The sequence below is a fragment of the Tunturiibacter psychrotolerans genome, from assembly GCF_051013365.1.
Classification (GTDB): domain Bacteria; phylum Acidobacteriota; class Terriglobia; order Terriglobales; family Acidobacteriaceae; genus Edaphobacter; species Edaphobacter psychrotolerans_A.
The window spans coordinates 3,049,213-3,071,461 of the sequence record NZ_CP132941.1; the positions used below are offsets into that span (position 1 = coordinate 3,049,213).

The window sequence follows — 22,249 nt, forward strand, 5'->3', positions numbered from 1 at the left end:
CAGCTCCTCAAAAGTCTGGGTGCGAAAACTAAACCGTGGTGGAAGTGATCTGAACGAGTTTGTCCGCCGCAGCGGTTCCCGGCAGGTGATAGTCTTTGCGCGCCCACTTGCGTTCAATCTCGAGACCAGACTGCGGCGTACGCGTGCCATAGCGGAAGTTCCTGCGCGGCAGCGGATTCTCCCCCTGTTCCGGCAGCACCGTCATGCTCACTGCGGTTTCCTTGAACGCAGGCGTGTGCGTCTGACGATCCGTGAAGCTGCTCGTCAGCTTGTTCACCGGCTCTTCGACCGAGTTCAGCGTCATGTAGAGTTGCTTGCCGGTCACCCGCTCCGACACCAGCACTTGCACCCTCACCTTGCCATGCGGCGAGGTCACCTGCACATACCGGCCCGTGGTGACGCCGCGCTCCGCTGCCAGCTCGGGCGACACCTCAATCCAGCTATTCGGCGTAATCTCTTTGATGCCAGGCGTGCGGGAGGTCATGCTGCCTTGCTCGAAGTGCTCCAGCAGACGGCCGTTGTTAAGGTGCAGATCGTAGATAGAGCTGGTCTCCTCTGACGGCGGAATGTACTCGATCGGGAAGAACCGCGCCTTCTTATCAGGAAAAGGAAAACCCTCGGTAAACAGCAACGGCGTATCCGTGCCGTCAGCATGCACAGGCCACTGCAGGCTGTCGAAGCCTTCCAGCCGCGAGTAGCTTACCCCGGCGAACAGCGGAGTCAGTCGCGCCACCTCATCCATGATCTCGGAAGGATGTTTATAGCTCCAGTTGCCGCCCATCCGATTTGCGATCAACTGAATGATCTCCCAATCGGCCTTCGATTCTCCCAATGGCTCCATTGCCTTATAGATGCGTTGAATGCGCCGCTCCGTGCTGGTGAAGGTTCCGTCTTTCTCAAGCGAAGCCGCTGCAGGCAAAACCAGATCGGCATAACGGCAGGTCTCCGAGAAGTTGATATCCTGCACAATAAAAAACTCAAGCTTCTCCAGCGCGCTGCCAACATAGTTGGCATTCGAGTCCGAGGTGATCGTATCCTCGCCCTTGATATACAGCGCCTTCAGCGTCCCAGCCAGAATGGCCTCGATCATCTGGTGATTGTCTTTGCCCGTGGTGGTCGGCAGCGTCACGCCCCAGTCGGCTTCGAACTTCGCAACAACATCTGGGTCGTCCACGTGCTGATATCCGCTGAAGACATTCGGCATTGATCCGTAGTCGCTCGCTCCCTGCACGTTGTTGTGGCCGCGCAGCGGATAAGCACCAGCTCCCGGCCTCATGTAGTTGCCGGTCACCAGCAATAAATTCGAGAGTGCAGTAGCGGTATCCGATCCGCCGCAGTGCTGCGTCACGCCCATCGCAAACAGAATGCAGGTACCATCCGCCGCCGCAATCTCATGCGCAACCGTAGTCAGCGTTGCCGCGGGAACGCCTGTGATCTTCTCGGCGTACTCCATCGTGAACGGCTCAAGCGACTTCTTGAACTCGTCGAAGTGGTTCACCCACTTGTTGACGAAGTCCATCTTCGCCAGGCCGCTGTCGATGATGTACTTTGAGATAGCGCACATCCACACCGCATCCGTCGAAGGATTCGGACGGAAGAAGATATCGGCGCGCTCAGCCATCTCATGCTTGCGAAGGTCGGCGACGATCAGCCGCTGCCCACGATGCTTGTGCGAACGCTTAACTCGCGTGCACAGCACAGGATGGTTCTCCGCAGGATTCGCTCCCACGATCAACACCAGCCCGGCCTTCTCGATATCGGCAATCGACCCCGAGTCGCCGCCATAGCCAACCGTGCGCTGCAGCCCCATCGTCGCCGGATTCTGGCAGTAGCGGGCACAGTTATCGACATTGTTGGTCCCGATCACCGCGCGCGCCAACTTCTGCATCACGAAGCTCTCTTCATTGGTGCACTTCGAGGAGGCAATAAACCCCAGCGCATCCGGCCCGTGATCGTTCTTGATGCGTTTGAAGGTGTGCTCGATGATGTCGAGCGCTTCACTCCATTCAATCTCACGGAAGCTCTCGCCATCGCGCAGCAGCGGCTTGGTCAACCTGTCGTCTGAATTAATGTGCCCCCACGCAAACTTGCCCTTCACGCAAGTCGAAATTCCATTCGCCGGCCCATGCGTCGGTTCGATCTTGAGAATGTGACGCTCCTTGGTCCACACTTCAAAGCTGCATCCCACCGCGCAATAAGTACAAACGGTCTTGGTGCGCTTCGTCCGCTCGTTGCGCATCTCAGACTCCATCTCGGAGAGCGAAAGAATCGGCCCATATCCAATCGGCGGCTCAATACCCTTCACTACGTCGATCATGTTATTCAGCGTTACCGCCGGCAGGTCTGTCATATAGCCTGCCTCGCCAAGCATCGACTTCTCCATCAGCGCATTGCAGGGACAGACCGTCACGCAGTGCCCGCACGAGACGCAGCTCGAACCCTCGATCTGCGTTCCGCCATCCCACAACACGCGCGGATGCTCACTCTCCCAGTCAATCGACAGCGTCTCATTCACCTGCACGTTCTGGCATGACTCCACGCACCGGCCGCAAAGAATGCATTGGTCCGGATCGTAGCGATAGAACGGATTCGACATGTCCTTCTCATACGGCTTGTGCTTGAACTCGCGGTGCTGGTGCTTCACATCAAGTACTGCAGTCGTGTTGTGGATCGTGCAGTTCTGGTTGTTGTTATCGCACACCGTGCAGTAAAGCATATGGTTCTCGAGGATGCGATCGAACGCCTCGCGCTGCGCAATGTCGACGGCTTCGCCAAAGGTCTCGACCTTCATTCCCCCAGACACTTTGGTCGAGCACGCCCGCACCAACTCGCCGTTCACCTTCACCATGCAGGTGTCGCAGCTCTCAATGGGCCCCATCTGCTTTACATAGCAAACCTGCGGCACAGGCTTCTGCGTACCTACGGCGGTACGCCGATTCAGCAGGTCGATCAGCAGCTCCCCGGAGCGGCCAGGCACCTGCAGTCCATCAATGGTCAATTGAGTATTCGGGGTGAACTCGGCATGGGTATTCAGCAGTGATTTCGTAGTAGCCACAGGCCCTCTAAGATGCAAAGCGGAATAGCGGCGATGCTCCGTCTGACCATTCCATCTCTCTCAACATTACACCCGAATTCGCGATGACAAATTCATGACACAAACACATCCAGAAAGCGTTCTTGTCGCATCCAACTTGGCTCGGCTGAAATCTTCTCAGGTGCCGCCAGACAACTTATTGACTGAGATCCTGCGCGTCACGCGGCCCGCCCCAACGTGCCTTCACGACCGCCAAACCCTCTGCGGTGGTAGTAGCCAAGCCCTCGAGTTGCGCGTCCTCCGCTGCCTCCAGCATCTCCTTAAACTGCGGACTCGGCCGATATCCCGCAGCAATCAGATCCCGGCCCGTCACCAGCAGCTTTGGCCGCATCTCCTCCACCGGCGCAGCCTCGTATCTCTCCTTAGCAAACTCATAAAGCTTCAAATCCCCATGCGCCGACATGCAATCCAACCAGTGCAACGCAAGATGTTCGTCAAACTTTGGCAGCCGCAAAAACCGCTTCAGCGTCGACTCTTTCATCTGCAGAACGTCCCCGAAGCGCATGTGATTCTTCACCAGCGCAATGATCTGTTCGGTCTCCTCATTCGAAAAACGCAGTCGTCCAAGAATCGTCTCCGCCATGCGCACTCCCACCTCCACATGCCCATCGAAGCGAATACGATCTCCCGGCTTCTTAGGATCAGGCGGCCGAAATGTAGTAGGTTTGCCGATATCATGCAGCAGCGCTCCCCATGCCAATGCGGGTGACGAGCCAGGCTTCAGCTTCTCCAGCAGCAACATCGTGTGCACCCACACATCGCCCTCGGGATGAAACTGCGGCGGCTGCTCCACTCCGCGCATCTTCACGGCCTCGGGCAAAATATGCTGCAACAACCCCAGCTCATCCAACATCTCGAACGCTCGCCGCGCATGCCCTTCCGTCAACATCAGCGTCAGTTCATCGCGAATCCGTTCAAGGCTCACCTGCGTAATCTCCGTAGCAAGCGCCTTAATCGCCTCCGCAGTCTGAGCGTCAATCTCAAACTCCAGCCGTGACGCAAACCGCACCGCCCGCAGCATCCGCAGCTTGTCTTCGGTAAAACGATCTTTCGCAACGCCGATCGTTCGCACCAGGTGATTCGTCAGATCCTCGCGTCCGCCAACAAAGTCCAGAATCGCCGCTTCATGTGAGTCCGCCAGCGGATCGAACAGCATTCCATTGATCGTGAAGTCGCGCCGCTGAACATCCTCGCGTGGATCAGTCGAAAACCGCACCGCATCCGGCCGTCTCCCATCGCTGTATGCCCCGTCGTGCCGAAAGGTAGCTACTTCAGTGGTAACCTCGCCGTCTCCATCCGGCGTACAAACCAGCACCACCCCAAAGTGCGCCCCCACCGAGTACGTCTTCGCGAACATCTCCATCACCACATCCGGCGTCGCGCTCGTCGCAACATCGAAGTCCTTCGCCTCAACCCCAAGCAGCAGATCGCGCACACATCCGCCCGCGAAGTAAGCCTTATGCCCCGCGGCATGCAGCGCCACCACGATCTCTCGCGCTGCCTCGTACCTCGAATTGTCCTTCCACGGGTCCTTCATGCCTTCCCCTATGATAGAGAGATGCCCGAAAGCCCCCAGAGCGGTTCAATGACTGGCAAAACGAGCGGCCTAATCCTTGGAATCGAAAGCTCCTGTGACGAGACCGCAGCCGCTGTCGTCCGTGCAGGAAGCGAAGCTCTCTCCAACGTCGTCGCCTCACAGATGTCGCTCCACGCCAACTACGGTGGCGTCGTCCCCGAACTCGCCTCCCGCGAACACCTTCGCAACATCGTCCCCGTCGTCCGCGAGGCCATGTCCCGCGCTAACGTTACCTTCGCCGACCTCGACGCCGTAGCCGTCACGGAAGGCCCAGGCCTCGCCGGCGCGCTCCTTGTCGGCATCACCTACGCAAAAGCCCTAACCCTCGGCCTCGATAAGCCCCTCATCTCCGTCAACCACCTCGAAGGCCACATCCACGCCGTCCTCATGGAGACACGCGAACGCTCCGAATCCCCGCTGGAACTACCTCTTCTCGCGCTCGTCGTCTCCGGTGGCCACACCCACCTCTATCTAGCAACCCACCAGCAGGGAAGCGAAACCTGGACCTACCGCAACGTTGGGCGCACCGTCGATGACGCCGCCGGCGAGGCCTACGACAAGGTCGCCAAGCTCCTCGGCCTGGGCTACCCGGGCGGACCATGGATCGACGCGCTCGCACCCCACGGCAACACCCGCGCCGTCCCCTTCACCTTCGCCGAGATCAAACACCGCGCTCCCCGCCCCGGCATCACCAATAAAAAAGCCCCCGCAAACACCGAAGGCCCCCACTTTGATTTCTCCTTCAGCGGCATCAAAACCGCCGTCCTCCGCTACGTCGAAACCCACAATATGCGCCACAGTATCGAATCCCGCCGCGCCGCACTCGCAGCCGACCCGACCCTGACGCCAAAATCCGGAGCCGTCATCGAACTCTGCGACCAGCAGACCCTCGACCTGATCGCCTCCTTCCAATACGCCGTCGTTGGCAATCTCCAGCGCCAGACCTTCGCCGCCGCCGAAGCCCTCGGCGCGCACAGCATCGTCGTCTCCGGCGGAGTAGCCGCCAACCGCGAGCTACGCCGTCGCCTCCAGGCCGAAGCCGACCGCCGCAACCTCCCCATCGCCTTCCCCTCGCTCGCTCTCTCCACCGACAACGCCGCCATGATCGCCGCCGCTGCCTGGCCTAAGCTCCTCGCGCAAAACTTCGCCTCAGAGGACCTCGGAGCCACCCCCCAGCTCCGCCTCGGCCAGCAGTAGCCCCACCCAGCCCAATGCCCCCGATATCAGCTAAAATCATCAGGGAACCTCAAGCGAGAGCAGTCTGCACCGCGCCACGCGCCGGCTGCGGCAGGATACTAGAGCACGTGGCAACCATAGAACTCTTCAACACCCTCGGCGGAAAGATTGAAACCCTCACCCCCGTCGACCAAAAAGCTCTGCGAATGTACTGCTGCGGCCCCACCGTCTACGACTACGGCCACATCGGTAACTTCCGCACCTTCCTCCATGTCGACGTGCTCCGCCGCGTCATCCGCCAGCAGGGCATCCCAGTCCAGCACGTCATGAACATCACCGACGTCGACGACAAGATCATCCGCAATGCTGGCGCCGCCGGCGTCCCCATCGCCCAGTACACCGAAAAGTTCGAGCGCGCCTTCTTCGAAGACCTCGACGCACTCGCCATCGAGCGTCCTGAGTACATCTCCCACGCCACCGCCTGCATCCCCGACATGGTCTCGCTCATCGAGCAGCTCGCCGCCAAGGACATCGCCTACAAAGCCGAAGACGGCTCCTGGTACTTCCGCATCGCGCGCTTCCCCGAGTACGGCAAGCTCTCCAAAAAAGACTTTGACGGCATCGAAGACGGCGCCCGCGTCGACATCGACGAGTACGAGAAGGACGCCGCCCGCGACTTCGCCCTTTGGAAGGCCGTAAAACCCGGCGAGCAATCCTGGGACACCACGCTGGGCACCGGCCGTCCCGGCTGGCACATCGAGTGTTCGGCCATGGCCACCAAGTTCCTCGGCGACGACATCGACCTCCACGCCGGCGGCGAAGACCTCATGTTCCCGCACCACGAGAACGAGATCGCCCAGTCTGAATCAGCCTCCGGCAAACCCTTCGTCCGCCACTGGATGCACGTCCGCTTCCTGCTCGTCGAAGGCAAGAAGATGTCGAAGTCCGAGGGCAACTTCTACACCCTTCGCGACCTGCTCCTCAAAGGCTATCGCGCCTCCGCCATCCGCTTCCTGCTCATCTCCGTGCCCTACCGCCACCAGATGAACTTCACCTTCGACAGCCTCATCGAATCCACCAACGCCATCGATCGCCTGCGCACCTTTCACCAGCGCATGTTGAAGGGCGGCTTCCCGCAAGGATGCGATCAGGCTCTCTCGCTGCTCACAGGCGAGGCGAGTATGGCGTACACCCTAGCGCTCGCGAACGACCTGAATACCGCCGAAGCCCGCGCTGCCATCTTCGATCTCGTTCGCGCCGCCAACACCGCAGCCGACACTGGCATGCTACGCAGCGAAAACGCGACAGAAATCCTTGGAGTTCTTGAACTCTTCGACGGTGTCTTCGCTGTTCTCGAAGACAAGGACGCAGCCATCACTCGCGCCGCGCTCGCCTGGGCCGAAGCCGAAGGCCGCCTCGACGAAGCCGCGCCCGAACTCGTCGCAACGCTCTCCTTCTCCGACGCCGACATCGACGCCCTCGTCGCCGAACGTACTCAAGCCAAAAAGACACGCAACTTCGCCCGCGCCGACGCCATCCGCAACGACCTGCTTCAAAAGGGCATCCTAATCGAAGACTCAAAAGATGGCGTCCGCTGGAAGAGAAAATAAGTTCGCCGGAGTGGAATCGATGACCTTCGCACCCCGCACTCTCGTAGCCACGCTCGTTCTCGCGGCCCTGTCCCTCACCGCAGCGGCGCAGACACCCACAGCCGATACGACCGGCTGGGAGAGCGAACCCCTCAAACTCCGCCTCTTCTACCCCTCGGATCTCGTCAAGGGCGATCCCGAAAAAGTCCTCCACGACGGCCATCTCACCCTGTTCAACGTCGACAACCCCAAGCTCGCCGCCGAGACTCACTGCCTCCGCCCCGCACTTCTGCTCGAACTTCCGCAGTCCGGCCCCGCGCAGACGACTGAGACTCAGCCCGCCGAAGACGGCACCACCCGCGTCACCGTCAAGCCCGCAATTACCGCATCGATCCTCTTAGCCGAACTCGACATCGACTGCCTCAACGCCGAGCACGAGAGCAGCAGCACCACGCTTCTCTCCGACCTCGCCGAGATCGTCATCAAGGTCCCCGGCATGAAGTCCATCGCGCAGCCCTCCTGGTACAACGTCGGCTGGCAGAAGGTTCACATGGCTGCCGCACAAGGTCAGGCACAACCCATGCAACCCGCAGACTCTACAAATCCCGCCGTCCCCCAGTCGCTCTACGCCATGGGCATCTCCACCAACTGGAACAGTCATCTTCTGGTCTGGTACTTTTCTTCGAACAACATCGACACGCTCAATCGCATCACCAAAACTACAGTCCGCTTCGGTCGCGCCGAAGCTGCACCGCTCTACCCTCTCCCCATGGGTACCGCGGCCCCATAGCTTCCTCTAACCGTAACCACCGCTGAGGCCCATGACCAAAGATCTTCTTCCCATCGAAGCCATCGTCGAAAAACTCGCGCTGCCCGAAAAGTACGTCGAACGCCTCGGCCGCTACGGCGCCAAGCTCACCCTCGACTTCCTCGACGATCCCGCCTTCCCCTTACGCGGCAAGCTCATCCTAGTCACCGCCACCACGCCCACTCTCTCCGGCGAAGGCAAAACCGTCACCTCCATCGGTCTCGTGCAGGGCCTGGAAAAGATCGGCAAGAAGGCCATCATCACCTCGCGCGAGCCGTCTCTCGGCCCCGTCTTCGGCATGAAGGGCGGAGCAGCAGGCGGCGGCCGTTCGCAGGTCGAGCCCGCCGAAAAAATCAACCTCCACTTCCACGGCGACTTTCACGCCATCACCTCCGCGCACAACCTCCTCGCCGCGCTCATCGACTCGCATCTCTTCCACGGGAACGAACTCGATCTAGACCCCCACGCCATCACCTGGCCCCGCGCGCTCGACATGAATGACCGTGCCCTTCGCCACATCATTGTGCAGGCGGGAGGCAAGCGCGACGGAGCCAATCGCCACACCGGTTTCCTCATCACCGCCGCCAGCGAGATCATGGCCATCATGACCCTCGCCGACAGCCGCGAAGATCTGCGCAAACGTCTCGCCCGCATCGTCATCGGCCAAACCCGCTCCGGCAAACCCGTTCTCGCCAAAGACCTCAAAGCCACGGGTCCCATGATGGCTCTCCTCAGCGAAGCCATCCTGCCGAATCTCGTTCAAACCACCGAAGGCACGCCAGCGCTGGTTCACTGCGGCCCATTCGCCAACATCGCTCACGGCACCAGCTCCGTCATCTCGCAGCAGATGGGCCTCCGCCTCGCAGACTACGTCGTCAACGAGACAGGCTTCGCCTCCGACCTCGGCTTCGAAAAATACCTCGACATCGTGATGCCGTCGTCCGGCATCAAGCCCTCCGCCGCGGTCCTCGTCACTACTGTTCAATCCGTTCGCAATCAGGGCGCAGGCGATCTCGAAGCGGGATTCGAAAATCTGAAAAAACACATCGCCATCGTGCGCGGCTTCAACCTTCCTGCCATCGTCGCCATCAACCGCTTCCCCAGAGACACCGACGAAGAGTTGACGTTCCTCGAGAAGTACTGCGAAGCCCAGGGCGCAGCCTTCGCGCTCTCCGAAGCCTTCGCCAAAGGCGGAGCAGGCGCCGCCGCCCTCGCCGAAAAAGTTGTCAGCGTCATCGCCGCCAACCCCAACGTCGCACCCACCAGCACCTACACCTCAAGCGCCTCTTCGCTCGAAAAGATCACTGCAGTCGCACAAAAAGTTTACGGCGCGGCCAACGTTGAACTCACGCCTCAAGCGGAAGAAAAACTCGCACGCTTCACCAAATGGGGCTACGGCGAACTCCCCGTCTGCATCGCCAAGACGCAGTACTCGCTCACCGACGATCCCAAGCGGATGGGCGCGCCCACCGGCTGGACCCTTCACATCACCGACGTCGTTCTTTCCGCAGGCGCAGGCTTTCTCGTCGTCATCTCAGGCTCCATGATGCTCATGCCCGGCCTGCCCAAAGCTTCCCGCGCGATGGATATCGACGTCGATGCCGCAGGCGAAATCACCGGCATGTCCTAAGCAACGAGAAAGGGTATACACGTCACGAAGTGACCGCCTCACGCGCAGTGAGCCCGTCCGGCAGGACATGCCGTTAACAAAAAAGACTAAGCCTCCAGCCCAGCAGCGACATCCTCATCCACCACCGTCGGCGCTCCACTCTTCATCTTCGAGCTGGTCACTAAGAACACCGCCACCAGAATCGCAGCCATGCCGATGTACTCCACAACAACGAAGCGCTCCTTCAGAAAAATCACCCCAAGAATCACAGCGATCACAGGATTCACATACGCATACGTCGCCACCTTCGACACCGCGACATGCTTCAGCAGATAAACGTAAGCACTATAGGTCAGAATCGATCCGAAGGTCACCAGATACAACGTCGACGCCCACGCCTGCAGTCCCCACTGCGCCCCGTGATATCCCTTCGTCGCAAGCATCATCAACACATTGAACACACCGCCAAACAGCATCTCCCATCCCGCAACCACAAACCCTCCCAGCCGAAACGTCGACCGCCGCGAGATCACCGACGCGCTCGTCCAGCACAGTGCCCCGCTCAGCAACACCGCTGCCGCGATAATCTGCCGCGAGTCACCGCGCAGCCCCTCCCGCAGCCCAGGCCACAACAGAAATACAAGTCCGGCGAACCCCATGCAAACGCCGATCCAACCCTTCACTCGCAGCCCTTCTCCTCTGGGCAAAAAAATCTCTATCAAAGCCGCATACAACGGAATCACCGCCACGATCAGCGCTGCCAACCCAGTCGGCAGATACTGCTCTGACCAGATCACCGACGTATTTCCGCACCCTAGCATCAGGACGCCGATCACCACCAACCGCACCAACTCCTGCCGGCTCGGCCACACCTTCATCCGCAGTGCAGCAGCGCCAGCCAGCATCAGCACGCCCGCCATTAAAAACCGCAAACTCCCCAGCACAAACGGCGGCAGCACCTCCACCCCGTATCGCATCGCCAGATACGTCGATCCCCAGAAGAGATACACGCACGCAAACGACAGCAAAATCCGTGTTCGGGTTGGTGCAGATTTTGCGGGCATTCCCCAATGGTATCGCGCCTGCCGACTGCCTCTGCCCCCTGCATTCAAAGCCCTCCCGGTGCTACGATAAGGAGATGGTGCTTCGTCCTGCGGCCTTACTTGTCCTTCTTCTCGTCTGTGTCTCGGCGTTCTCTCAAACTCCCGACCAGTCCTCCGCCCAGACAAATCCCAATCTTCCGCGGAGCTTCCACGACCCGGATCTGAACATCACCTACTTCTATCCAGGCCGCTTCGAGCCAGACCCCGCAAGCGTCGCCCAGAACACCTCACCGGCCTCCACCAGCTCCACCACTACCGCGACCCCGAAGTGCGCCCGCTCCACCTTCTTCGCCAACTCCGTCACTCCGGTCGACACCTCCTCCTTCGTCCTCTCCACCATCGACAACACCTGCCCCAACGTTCTTCGCGGCGCCACGACGCTCGGCCCTTTCATCCGCGAGCAGATCATCCGTCAGCTCAAGCAATACGGTGAGCCCACCGTCACCCAGGAAGCCACCCGTTACACCATCGACGGCCACCCCGCCGCCATCGTTCTCGCTTCAGTTCCCATGCCACAGGCAGCCGGCAAAATCCCCCAGACGACCTATGCCGCCAAGGCCTGCTTCCTCGGCAACGTTCCCGTCAAAGCAAAGAAGAAGTCCGACCCGGTCGACCCAACGCGCCATGTTCTCTGCTTCGACTTCACCACCCTGCACAGCGATCTCTACCATCTTCTCTTCGCGTTCAGCCTTCAGTTCGACAACGACACTCCCCAGCCCATCGTTCCCGGCAGCGTCATCCGCTAACATCGGCGAACGATTCCCTCGCCAGCAAAGCAGTCGTCAGCACCGGACTGTATCTTGCTTGCTCACTCCTCGCGAAGGAGCATCAATGGATCGGTGGACAGCGCACGCCGTGCCGGAACCCAGCCAGCCAGCAAGCCGAGCAGCAGCATCGTCAGCACAACCCCGCCAAGAACAATCGGATCCCACGGCGTAGCCTGAGACACAATAAAAGCCAACACCTTCCCCGCAGCCAAACCCAGCAGCAATCCCGCCCCTGAGCCAATCGCCAGCAATTTGCCTGCGCGTCCCAACGCCGTCTGCAAAAGCTCTCTCCGTTGTGCTCCCAGCGCAATGCGAATCCCGAACTCCCTCAGGCGCTTGCTCACCGAGTAGGAAGCCATGCCGAAGATCCCAACAACGGAAAGAATCGCGCCCATTACGCCCAGCACACCCAGCGAGATCGTCGCCATGCGCGGACCAAACAAATAGGCATCCAGCGCCTTGAACCGAGTTTGAATGTATACCGGCAGCCCTGAATCCATATTTCGAAGCGTGCTCCGAATGGCTGGCCCTAACTGCTCCGGATCGCGGCTCGAGCGCACCACGAGGTAGGCCGAGTTGGAAGGCCATTGCAGAATCGGAAGAAACATCGCAGGCCGCGGATCTTCGGTGAGGCTCGCATACTTTCCATCTTCCGCAATCCCTACGACCTGAACGCGCGCTCCATCCGGCATCTTGAAGTATGCGCCCATGGCCTTTGCCTCCGAACCGAAGATCTTTTGCGCAAACACTCGATTCACCACCGCGACGCGTGGCTTGTCCTTGTCCTCCTGCCACGTAAATGGCCTGCCAGACACAAGAGCCGTCCCCGCTGCCTGAAAGTACTCAGGAGAGACCTTGAACATGATGGCATCCGTCGCCGCGTTCGACTCTCTGAGGTCTGACGTATTGTCGGTGAAGACATTCGAATCCGGTTGCGTATCACCCAGCGGTATCTGATCGGCCAATCCCACCGTTTCGACACCCGGAATCGCCGCAATCCCATCGATCATGCGCTTCTGCATCGGGGGCACTTTGTCACCGAGGTACCCTGCCATATTCAAATCCGTCTCGACCAGCGTCGTGTTTTGCAACTCAAAGCCAAAGTTATTGTGGAGCGAGTTCGCCAATCCGCGCACCGCAACAATGGACGAGGTGACCAACACAGCGCAGATTGCAATCTGCACCACGAGCAGTACATCCTGGAAAGTCATCCGCAGCCCAAACCTGCCGCGCTTTGTCCCGGCCACGCTCCCCTTCATCACCTCGTACGGATTGGTCTGGAGCACCTGCCTCACCGGCACCGCCCCGAACAAGAGCCCGCTCGCTAAAGCCAGCAGCAAAGCAACCGCATACACCTTCGCATCCGGGTTCACCGACATATGAAGAGGCCATCGAGAGATCGGCTGCCACACGCTCAATGCATGCAACAGCACCACGCTGCCCGCAAGTCCAACTGCCCCGCCCATGAGCGCAATGAGTAACGCTTCAGTAAAGAGGCCACGCAGAATGCGTTTGCGGCTCGACCCCAGCGCAAGCCGCAGAGCAACCTCTCGCGACCGGTCTGCAGCGCGAGCGGCAAACAGGCTCCCGAGGTTGGCACAAGCCGCCAGCAGAATCAATCCCGCCAACAGCATCAACCCCGTCATAAATGTCCGCACCGGTCGGCCAATGAAATCGCCATACAGGCTCGGACGCGCCAGTTTAAAGCTCATCTTGGGATCGTCTTTGGGATACGTCCTCTCAAGATAAGCTCCAACCGAATTCAAATCGGCAATGGCCTGTGCCGGAGTCACTCCTGCCTTCAGATGTCCCAACGTCATGAAGACCCAACGGTCTCCCCGCGCGTTCATGTCGTTCACATCGATCCACTGATGGTCCACAATCGGCACAAAAAAATCCGGATTGAAAAACATCAGCGTGCCGTGGAACTCAGGCGGCGCCACCCCAATGATCGTGAACGGATGTTTGTTCAATCTCACGACCCGACCAATCACACCAGGATCGTCCTGAAAATGCGTATGCCAGAAAGCATGCGTCAGCACAATATACGGAGCGCTGTTCGGGCCACGTTCATCGGAGCTGTGAAAGACCCGGCCCAGATACGGCTGCAGGCCCAGCGCATCGAAGTAGTTTCCGCTGGCCTCGTCCACCCACGCGCGTGACGGATCGCTACCCGTGTCCAGCCCAGCCTGCGTGACGTTATAAGCAATGAGACTCTCAAACGTCCGGTTGCGGTCACGCAGATCGAGATAGTCCGGATAAGACGTCGCCATATCGTTGCTCGACAGGCGCCACAGTCCGTAGAGGCTCTCCGCGTGTGGCACATTCAACGGCCGCAGAATGAACGCATTCAACACTCCAAAGACCACCGAATTCGCGCCAATGGCCAACGCCAGCGTCAACACTGCGACCATAGTAAAGCCCGGCTTCTTCGCCATCCCGCGCAAACAGAAGCGCAGGTCCTGAAGAAAGCTCTCGCCAAAATGCACCCCAAGAGCTTCGCGCGACTCTTCTTTGAAACGCTGATAACCTCCAAACTCAATGCGCGCACGCCGCTCAGCTTCAGCACGCGACAGCCCCGAACGCTCAAGATCATCAGCGCGATGCTGAATGTGCGAACGAAGCTCCTCCTCCACGTCGCGGTCGATCGCATTGCGATGGAACAGAGAGGATGCAAACGAGCGAAGAGAGTCGAAGAGTCTCATGATTCCTCCGGTTGCACAGCGAGTGCGCTCGCAATAGCCGTCGCGAGCCGATTCCAACTGGCCGTTTCTTCCCGCAGTCGTTTCTGGCCCGCGGCCGTCAATTCATAAAACTTCGCGCGCCGGTTATTCTCCGACGTGCCCCAGTCCGCCTTCAGCAGCCCCTGCCGCAACAGCCGAAACAAACCTGGATACAACGCCCCTTGTTCAATCAGCAGAGCGCCGCCTGAGATCTGCTCAATCCGCAGAAGCACACCGTACCCATGCAACGGCCCAAGAGACACCGCACGCAAAATAAGAAGATCGAGTGTTCCCGGAAGGAGTTGCGCTTGGCCGGTCAAGTTGCCCCCTAAGATGATTAGGAGACTAGACCGGCTTCCCTAAGCTGTCAAGGAGAGTTTTTCGCCACTCCAAACGTACCTGACCAACCTGCAATATGAAATCGCCGGTGTCCTGGCGTTGTCTCGATGAGGTATACTCACCGCCAAAGGCAGAATCCCAATGAAATCGCTGTCATCCACAGCCCGGACAAGCCGCAGCGCAGCCTCCCAGTGCCGCTCCATGCGACACCAGATGCCGCGTCGGCACCTCCGCGTTCTGCCCAGTCTCACGCGACCTAGTCTCTTCGCCGGCGACTAAGCTCGAACACCCAAACAGCCGGCGAAGACCCCGCCACCAGCGCAAAACCGTTCTCTCTGCAACCACAGAGCGCCGCCGTCCCTCATCCGGAGCCGGTACGAGCACGAACGGTCAGACCAAACGCACCGCTGCCCCAAGGAGAGATTCGCATGACCACCCTCACTGAAAAGACCCTCGAAGACCTGAAGCAGAACTCCGCGCAAGGAGTCACTCACGCCGCCGGAGAGGCCATCCGCTCGAAGCACTACGCCGAGTTCGGCCCCAAGCTCAAGACCGCCCTCCCCGGCCCCAAAGCGACCAAAATCGTCGCCGACGACGACCGCCTCATCTCCCCCAGCTACACCCGCAGCTACCCGATGGTTGCAAAGTCCGGCCGTGGTATCCGCGTCACCGACGTCGACGGCAATGAGTTCATCGACTTCGCCGCCGGCATCGCCGTCAACTCCACGGGCCACTGCCACCCCGAAGTCGTAAAGGCCATCCAGGATCAGGCCGCCGAGCTCATCCACATGTCCGGCACCGACTTCTACTACGAAAACATGACCACCTTCGCCGAGCGTCTCTCAGCCATCGCGCCCATGCCCGGCCCACACAAGTTCTACTACGGCAACTCTGGCGCCGAGGCCGTCGAGTGCGCCATGAAGCTCGCCCGCTACCATACCGGCCGCCAGAACATCATCAGCTTCTTCGGCGCCTTCCACGGCCGCACTATGGGCGCACTCTCGCTCACAGGCTCCAAACCTCAGCAGAAGCGCCGCTTCGCCCCCTTTGTCCCTGGCGTCCATCATGTCCGTTACCCCTACGCCTATCGTGGTTGTAGCGGCGGCCCGCAGGAAGAAGCGGCCTTCGCCCTCGGCTGCGCCCGCTACATCGAAGAGAAGCTCTTCAAGACAATCCTCCCGCCCGAAGAGGTCGCCGCCATTATCCTCGAGCCCATCCAGGGCGAAGGCGGCTACGTCGTAGCACCTGACAACTTCCTCCAGGAGATTCGCCGCATCTGCGACCGCCACGGCATCCTCCTCATCGCCGACGAGGTCCAGTCCGGTGCCGCACGAACAGGGAAGTGGTGGGCCATCGAGCACTCCGGCGTCCACCCCGACATCGTCTGCATCGCAAAGGGCATCGCATCCGGCATGCCTCTAGGCATCTGCATGGCAAAGGCTGACGTCATGGACTGGGTCCCCGGCTCCCACGCCAGCACCTTCGGCGGCAACCCAATCTGCATCGCAGCCGCTCTCGCCACGATGGACATCCTCGAGCGCGAAGGCCTCCAGAACGCCGCAACCGTTGGCGAAAAGATGCTCTCTCGCCTTCGTCCCTGGGTAGCCAAACATCCCACCGTCGGAGACGTTCGCGGTCGCGGCCTCATGATCGGCGTCGAACTCGTAAAAGATAAACAGTCCCGCACGCCCGTCGGCCCCATGCGCGACAAGGTCGTCGATCTCGCCTTCGAGCGCGGCCTCCTGATCCTCGGCTGCGGCGAAACTACCATCCGCCTCTGTCCCCCGCTCATCGTCAACGAGCACGAAGCCAACATCGCACTCGACATCCTCGAAGAGTGCATCACCCTCGCCGCAAAATAAACAAACCCTGAAACAGAAAAGGCCTCGACGCATAAGTCGAGGCCTTTTCTATTGCAACAATCCAAACACAGCTACGCCGGTTTGCGTCCCCACATACACTTTGCCGTTCACAATCATCGGCGTAATGAACTTGTTTCCCGTGCCGAAACTATCGCGTCCATTCGCGGCCTGCCCACTGTTGTAGAGCTCGTTCGCCAGATTCGTTGCATCAAAAGCATGCAATACCCCAGCACTGCCCGTGCTCGACTCCAACGCCCAGACGATCCCGTTCTGTGTTCCATTCGCCGAGATCCCCGGAGTCGTTCCAGGATAAGGAAACTTCGTCGACGACTGGCTCGAATACGTTGTCAGCATCGCATTCGTCAGCGGAAAGGCCTTCAGTGAATCATTTACCGCGCCATAGTAAAGAGCACCATTGAAGTAGGCCGGAGTGGAATACACCTGGCCACCCAGCTGTCCCGTCACCAACTGGTAGATGTTGTTGTCCTGTGGGCTTGCCGTGGCCGGGTTGTACTTGCCCATATTGTCACGGTCGGCGAGATAGATATTCCGATCCTTGCCCGCACCCACAATCAGATGATGCACAAAACCATTCGAGTCCGTCTGATCCGGCAGAAGCAGCTCGCCGCCCGATCCCAAATCGCCGTCCTCTATCGACTCGTTGGTCGTGTTGTACGTCTGAAAGTAGTCCGCCACTGCGAGTTTCCCGTTCGTCGACAGCTTGATCATCCCATTGCCGTAGTCGCCTTGTGCCGGGAACCCGTTCGCATCAAACGTCGTATCGAAGATGCCGTTTGCATCGAGAAAATAGATATTCCCGTTGCTGTCCGCGCCCAATCCATCTCCACTCATCCAGATCGAACCGTCGTTCCCATTCGGTGTTACGTTCAACACCTGCGTCTGCTGCAGACTCGTCTCGCTATACGCGATCACCCACCCGGTGTAGAGCCCGGCGTCGCAATGCGACGTCCATGCGGTATAGATAATTCCATTCAACAGCAGCAGTCCCGCCCGCTCGGCATACTGCGCCGGGTTGAACACTACGTTTCCGTTCTGGCTGTTATCCCCAGCTCCCGGATAACTCGCTACAATCTCCGTTGGACTGCCGCTGACCTCCGCTCCCGTCACGACATCAAGCGCATGCAACCGCTGGTGATAGTTCTTACTCGCGTCCTTCGTCATCCCAACCGTAAACAGAGTGCCGTTTGGCCCCAGCCCACGGTCAATCACCGGCGTTGAAGTAATCCCGATCTCTGGAGAAATCTGCCCACATCCGTGATCGTCGCTCGTCGTCTCTCCGCTTCCGATGATCGACGTCTTCCAGATCTGCGAACCGCTATCCGCATCGAACGCATACACGCTGTCATGTTCGGTCACAACGTACAAAACGTTGTGATACTGGCCTCCGATCGGCACATTCGCAAGATAGAGCGGTTCGCCATCCACCTTCGAGTCCACTGCATAGAATCCAATCTTCCCGAACTGCGTCGAGTTCACATTCGCAGGAGTCAGAATCGTCTCTCTCGCATTCAGCCCATCGCGCGCAACGTCGTAGTGGTAAGTCGTCACGTCGGGCGCATTGGCTGTCGGCGCAGCCTGCACCGTCAACGCGAGCGATGAGGAATGAACCAGACTGCCGGCAGTCCCCGTAAAGCTCACCGTAGACGAACCCGCCGCCGTCAACAGCGGCACCGTCAGCGTGGCACTCTGCGCCACCCCAGGAGTCAGCGTCAAGGTCGACGGACTCGCAGTGACCCCACTCGGCAAACCCGTTATCGCAACTGACACCGTGCCACTGAACGAGTTGACCCCACTCACCGTGACACTCACCGGCGCACTGGTCGTACCCGCCACAACATTCAGCGAAGCCGGCGAAAGCGCCAACGTGTAGTCAGGCTGAGGCACAGAGACCGTCAAAGCAACCGTAGCGGAGTGGCTCAGCGCTCCCGACACTCCCGTAAGCGTCAACATGCCGCTACCGGCAACCGCGTTCGCATTGGCACTCAGACTCACGCTCTGCGGCGTCCCCGGAGTTAGCGTCAGCGTCGCCGGTTGGGCCGTCACACCCGCAGGCAGCCCCGTAATCGCAACCGACACCGGCGCCGCAAACGAGTTCGTCGAAACCGCGTTCACGCTAAGCGTCTGTCCCGCACCGCCCGCCACCACGGTGAGTGCACTCGGTGCAACGTTCAACGAAAAATCCCCCGCTGCCGCCGCCACAACAGACTCAGACACCGCAATCGAGTGGCTCAATGTTCCCGATGTTCCCGTAAGCGTCAAAGTGCCGCCGCCTGCAACCGCGTTCGCCCCGGCACTTACACTCACACTCTGAGCCGTCCCCGGAGTCAGGCTCAGCGTAGCCGGCTGCACGGTCACACCCGCAGGTCCCGTAACCGCAACCGACACTATCCCCGTAAAGCCATTTATCGGAGCAGCACTCACGCTTAGCTGTTGTCCCACACTACCCGCCATCAGCGTCAGGCTCGAAGGCGTAGCGGACAAAGAGAAATCCGCCGCCGGAGTTAGGCCGGCCCCATCCCCTGTTGCAGAATGCGACCCGCTGCCACACGACACCAGCCCCAGGCAAAGCAGGGAACTCCAGCACCAGGCCAGTGCCTTTGAAGAAACACCCATGTAGCGACTCCGGTCGTCCGAGAAACGCACACGCCACGCGCCCGCATGTGTCCTTCCCATTCAACTTACGTTAAACGACCGCACTTCCGCCATGGATTGCATCAACTAATCCCAATCATTTTCAGATTCCGCGTTCCCCCGCCGCGTCGTCTGCAGCGGAGGAACGCACGATCTGCTCTTACGCACTCACCCCATACCGCTTCGCCGCATTCTTATGCGAAAGGTTCGGCCCCAGCGCCACGCGAGCCGCATTGAACTTCTCCCAATCCCCCACATCCGGCAGCGCAGGAATCGTAACCAGCTCTCCGCGATCGAATCCAACGAGCGAAGCGTCCACCATATCCTCCGAGCTCATCACAATCTGCTCCGGAAGATTCTGATGTCCGCCAATGCCCGCGCGGTCCCAGAACTCCGAAGCCGTCGCACCCGGCAGCACCGCCTGCACCTGAATCCCCTTACCACTAACCTCTTTATGCAGCGACTGAGTTAGATTCAGGACATACGCCTTCGTCCCGCTGTACACGCCGTTCAGCATCTCAGGAGCCACCGCCACGACCGACGAAATATTGATGATCGCGCCTTTGCTTCTCGCAAGAAATCCCGGCAGCACTGCATAGCTCAGCCGCGTCAGCGCCGTCACGTTCAGCTCGATCATGTTCTCAAGCTCATCGATCTTCGAGTCCACTAGCGAAGTCGTTCCGCCGAAGCCTGCATTATTCACCAGCGTCGTAATCGACTCATCCGACCGCAACCGCTCCTCCACCTTGCGCAGATCGGCCTTGTTCGTAAGGTCCGCAGCCAACACATCGACCGCACGCCCAGTCGCCGAACTAAGCGAAGCCGCAAGCTCCTTAAGCTTGTCGCCATTGCGAGCCACCAGGATCAGGTCATAGCCGCGCCGCGCCAGACGATCCGCATAAACTGCACCGATCCCTGTCGATGCGCCAGTGATAAGAGCAGTGCCTTTGAGTGAAGCTGAAGTAGTCATAAAAATCCTCCATACCGCGAAAGTGAGGACCAGAAATCGATCCACTTCTTAGAGTAGACCGGTTGGTTAGTCGATTCAAAAAAATAATCCACTAAGAAGAATCGATCTTCCATAAACCCGCCACTAAAAAAGCGTCGAAGTCGCCGGGCCCTGATAGTCAACCTTGATATAGATTCGAGCCGGCACCGCCGCCGCCCTCGAGAGCTTCGCCTGCACCACGTGTCTGCCTTCCTCCGCGACCATAAAACTAGCGGTCAGTGGAACGTTGGCTGTAGAGGCTCCGCTCTGTTGCAGCACAAGGGTCGCCCCGGCCCGCACCACCTGCAGGTCGATCTGCTGCGATGCATCCGAGTAGACGCTGACGTTGACCCGTGTCGTGGCCGCGGGCCATATCGCGCCCCCCGAACGAAACGTACCAGGAATAATCTTTCCGCCGTAGGCGAGGCTTGCAGCATCGCTATCTCCCAGATCGTCATCCATCTCGAACTGCTGCACCGTGCGCCGCGCACCAGGGGAGAACCCTCCAGTCACACCCGCCGGCCCCCATATCGAATAAGAGAGTGGAGGCACAGCAATCTGTACACAGGCATCCTGGTTCGTCCAGATGTCGTCCGGTCGTGAGCCGCTATAGTCGTGCAGCTGCGTGCCAGGAGCAAACGCCGTAGAGATCCACGCATCGTGCCACGCGCTCCCGTCATTATTGATCGCCACGACCGCACGCGCCCCTCGCTCCAGGATCAGCAGTTGCTGCGACTGCTGGTAACGCACAAAGTAGTCGCCGCTCTTGAACGCAAGTTTCTGATGGCACCACACCAGGTTTTCAACCCACGGCCGAGACGGAATCGCATCAGCCGTCGTGCCGTTCACCCACGGCGCGACATTGCGAAACAGATCCGCATAAAAAAACTGCGGACTTCCGTCGACGGTGATCGCAACGGCGTATGCCAGTTGCGTTCGCGGATTGTCCGCGTCCATCCAGTTCCCCACCTGGCCGTCGTAGTTGTCATGGTTGTTCACGAACGGCACCGTCTTCAAGCGGTTCTGCTGCTGCTGGCTCGGCAGATTGCCCACATCGGAGTAGCCATTCTGCGCCACCAGATTCGCCAGCGCAAAGCGAAGCGGATAATCGAAGGTTCCCGAGCGGTTCAACGTCGCACCGGCCCACGCATCCACATCGGAAGTAGCGCCGGTCACGTACTCGCCCACACTAAAATATTCCAGACCACTCCCCATCGCGTTGTACAGCAGATCCTCAACCACCTCCGGCGGAAAGCCCTTCACATCGTCGAACCGAAAACCATCAACGCCCGTCTGCTTAACAAACCATGTAAGCCACGCGCGCGCATTGGCGCGAGCAGCGCAGTTTTGATCTCCGGCGCCGGAGTCTGTGCATCGTCCCTGATAACAGAAATCGGGTCCGCCATTACTGGCCACCCAATCTCCCGTTCCATTCCAGTGCTGCGGATTCGCATGAAAGTCCAGCCAGTTGCGCGGCCATCGCCCGGTCCCCGCTCCCGCGAATCCCTTGGGTTGAATCAACGTATAAGCCTCCGACGCTGTACCCTCAAACGGCGAAGAAGGATCAAGGTCACCGCTGGCGCAATGATCCAGCACAATATCCGGATAAACTTCAAGACCGTTTGCATGTGCCACCGCGACCAGCCGCAGAAAAGAGTCCTGATCCCCAAAGCGTGTGTAGACAGAGCGAATCTGATTCTTCAGCCCCAGATCGTAGTAGTCGAAGGGGGTATAGCCCATCTCGTTCGACGCGGGAGCAGTGTTGTCGGTCGGTCTGTCTTTACACGGCGGAGGCGTCCATATCCCGTCGAATCCCATAGCAGCGATTCGCGGCGCAAGCTTCGCGACAAACGTGTACCAATCATGCGGATAGTTGGTGTTCCAGCAGTTCCACCAGAACACCTCCAGCACAGCCTTGCCATTCCAAGGATTGCTCATGAGTCGCTCCTGAAAGTTCAGACCC

Annotated in this window: 14 protein-coding genes; 6 read left to right on the forward strand and 8 right to left on the reverse strand. The window is 59.5% G+C overall.

The features are described 5' to 3' along the window. Positions 1-28 precede the first annotated feature (28 nt). Together fdhF and RBB76_RS12735 are read right to left on the reverse strand one after the other, a co-directional pair. Positions 29-3,055 carry a formate dehydrogenase subunit alpha gene (gene fdhF, locus RBB76_RS12730; protein WP_429631579.1) on the reverse strand — a complete coding sequence of 1,009 codons (3,027 nt, stop codon included), beginning with the start codon at positions 3,053-3,055 and terminating at the stop codon, positions 29-31. A gap of 175 nt (positions 3,056-3,230) precedes the next feature. Then, positions 3,231-4,631, reverse strand: a complete 1,401-nt coding sequence (locus RBB76_RS12735) for a CCA tRNA nucleotidyltransferase (protein WP_429631577.1) — start codon at positions 4,629-4,631, stop codon at positions 3,231-3,233. A gap of 48 nt (positions 4,632-4,679) precedes the next feature. Here RBB76_RS12735 and tsaD point away from each other — a divergent pair, with 48 nt between their 5' ends. The 4 genes from tsaD (at position 4,680) to RBB76_RS12755 (ending at position 9,873) form a co-directional block, all read left to right on the forward strand. Further along, on the forward strand, positions 4,680-5,867 hold the full coding sequence (gene tsaD, locus RBB76_RS12740; protein ID WP_429631575.1) for a tRNA (adenosine(37)-N6)-threonylcarbamoyltransferase complex transferase subunit TsaD: 1,188 nt from the start codon (positions 4,680-4,682) through the stop codon (positions 5,865-5,867). Between the two features lie 107 nt (positions 5,868-5,974). Continuing rightward, positions 5,975-7,456 (forward strand): cysteine--tRNA ligase, encoded by a 1,482-nt coding sequence (gene cysS, locus RBB76_RS12745; RefSeq protein WP_429631573.1) that lies wholly within the window; start codon positions 5,975-5,977, stop codon positions 7,454-7,456. Between the two features lie 19 nt (positions 7,457-7,475). Further along, positions 7,476-8,225 (forward strand): hypothetical protein, encoded by a 750-nt coding sequence (locus RBB76_RS12750; RefSeq protein WP_429631571.1) that lies wholly within the window; start codon positions 7,476-7,478, stop codon positions 8,223-8,225. Between the two features lie 31 nt (positions 8,226-8,256). Next, positions 8,257-9,873, forward strand: a complete 1,617-nt coding sequence (locus RBB76_RS12755; RefSeq protein WP_429631569.1) for a formate--tetrahydrofolate ligase — start codon at positions 8,257-8,259, stop codon at positions 9,871-9,873. 86 nt (positions 9,874-9,959) lie between these two features. Here RBB76_RS12755 and RBB76_RS12760 read toward each other — a convergent pair whose 3' ends face one another. Further along, entirely contained in the window at positions 9,960-10,916 is a 957-nt protein-coding gene (locus tag RBB76_RS12760) for an EamA family transporter (RefSeq protein ID WP_429631567.1), read from the reverse strand. A gap of 74 nt (positions 10,917-10,990) precedes the next feature. Between RBB76_RS12760 and RBB76_RS12765 the strand changes: the two genes are divergently transcribed. Beyond that, positions 10,991-11,701: a hypothetical protein gene (locus RBB76_RS12765; RefSeq protein WP_429631565.1), complete on the forward strand. Its 711-nt coding sequence runs from the start codon at positions 10,991-10,993 to the stop codon at positions 11,699-11,701. A gap of 62 nt (positions 11,702-11,763) precedes the next feature. Here RBB76_RS12765 and RBB76_RS12770 read toward each other — a convergent pair whose 3' ends face one another. Then, positions 11,764-14,427, reverse strand: a complete 2,664-nt coding sequence (locus RBB76_RS12770; protein WP_429631563.1) for an ADOP family duplicated permease — start codon at positions 14,425-14,427, stop codon at positions 11,764-11,766. Beyond that, positions 14,424-14,765 carry a PadR family transcriptional regulator gene (locus tag RBB76_RS12775; RefSeq protein WP_429631561.1) on the reverse strand — a complete coding sequence of 114 codons (342 nt, stop codon included), beginning with the start codon at positions 14,763-14,765 and terminating at the stop codon, positions 14,424-14,426. Before RBB76_RS12775 ends, RBB76_RS12770 begins: the two co-directional genes overlap by 4 nt. Before the next feature lie 447 nt (positions 14,766-15,212). Between RBB76_RS12775 and RBB76_RS12780 the strand changes: the two genes are divergently transcribed. Then, entirely contained in the window at positions 15,213-16,646 is a 1,434-nt protein-coding gene (locus tag RBB76_RS12780; protein WP_429631559.1) for an acetyl ornithine aminotransferase family protein, read from the forward strand. A gap of 48 nt (positions 16,647-16,694) precedes the next feature. Here the strand turns inward: RBB76_RS12780 and RBB76_RS12785 are convergent, their stop codons facing one another. The 3 genes from RBB76_RS12785 to RBB76_RS12795 all read right to left on the reverse strand — a co-directional run bounded on the left by RBB76_RS12785 (position 16,695) and on the right by RBB76_RS12795 (position 22,224). Then, complete coding sequence (locus tag RBB76_RS12785; RefSeq protein WP_429631557.1) at positions 16,695-19,280, reverse strand: hypothetical protein; 2,586 nt, start codon at positions 19,278-19,280, stop codon at positions 16,695-16,697. 178 nt (positions 19,281-19,458) lie between these two features. Then, positions 19,459-20,268 carry an SDR family NAD(P)-dependent oxidoreductase gene (locus tag RBB76_RS12790; RefSeq protein WP_429631555.1) on the reverse strand — a complete coding sequence of 270 codons (810 nt, stop codon included), beginning with the start codon at positions 20,266-20,268 and terminating at the stop codon, positions 19,459-19,461. Positions 20,269-20,391: 123 nt separating this feature from the next. Next, a complete protein-coding gene (locus tag RBB76_RS12795) occupies positions 20,392-22,224 on the reverse strand; it encodes an alpha-amylase domain-containing protein (protein WP_429631553.1) in 1,833 nt (610 codons plus the stop codon). Positions 22,225-22,249: the final 25 nt, after the last annotated feature.

Excerpts from the sequence above, each read along its gene's own strand:
- RBB76_RS12735 (WP_429631577.1), bottom strand. The coding sequence starts at position 4,631 with ATGAAGGACCCGTGGAAGGACAATTCGAGGTACGAGGCAGCGCGAGAG.
- tsaD (WP_429631575.1), top strand. The coding sequence starts at position 4,680 with ATGACTGGCAAAACGAGCGGCCTAATCCTTGGAATCGAAAGCTCCTGT.
- RBB76_RS12750 (WP_429631571.1), top strand. The coding sequence starts at position 7,476 with ATGACCTTCGCACCCCGCACTCTCGTAGCCACGCTCGTTCTCGCGGCC.
- RBB76_RS12755 (WP_429631569.1), top strand. The coding sequence starts at position 8,257 with ATGACCAAAGATCTTCTTCCCATCGAAGCCATCGTCGAAAAACTCGCG.
- RBB76_RS12760 (WP_429631567.1), bottom strand. The coding sequence starts at position 10,916 with ATGCCCGCAAAATCTGCACCAACCCGAACACGGATTTTGCTGTCGTTT.
- RBB76_RS12765 (WP_429631565.1), top strand. The coding sequence starts at position 10,991 with ATGGTGCTTCGTCCTGCGGCCTTACTTGTCCTTCTTCTCGTCTGTGTC.
- RBB76_RS12770 (WP_429631563.1), bottom strand. The coding sequence starts at position 14,427 with ATGAGACTCTTCGACTCTCTTCGCTCGTTTGCATCCTCTCTGTTCCAT.
- RBB76_RS12780 (WP_429631559.1), top strand. The coding sequence starts at position 15,213 with ATGACCACCCTCACTGAAAAGACCCTCGAAGACCTGAAGCAGAACTCC.
- RBB76_RS12785 (WP_429631557.1), bottom strand. The coding sequence starts at position 19,280 with ATGGGTGTTTCTTCAAAGGCACTGGCCTGGTGCTGGAGTTCCCTGCTT.
- RBB76_RS12790 (WP_429631555.1), bottom strand. The coding sequence starts at position 20,268 with ATGACTACTTCAGCTTCACTCAAAGGCACTGCTCTTATCACTGGCGCA.
- RBB76_RS12795 (WP_429631553.1), bottom strand. The coding sequence starts at position 22,224 with ATGAGCAATCCTTGGAATGGCAAGGCTGTGCTGGAGGTGTTCTGGTGG.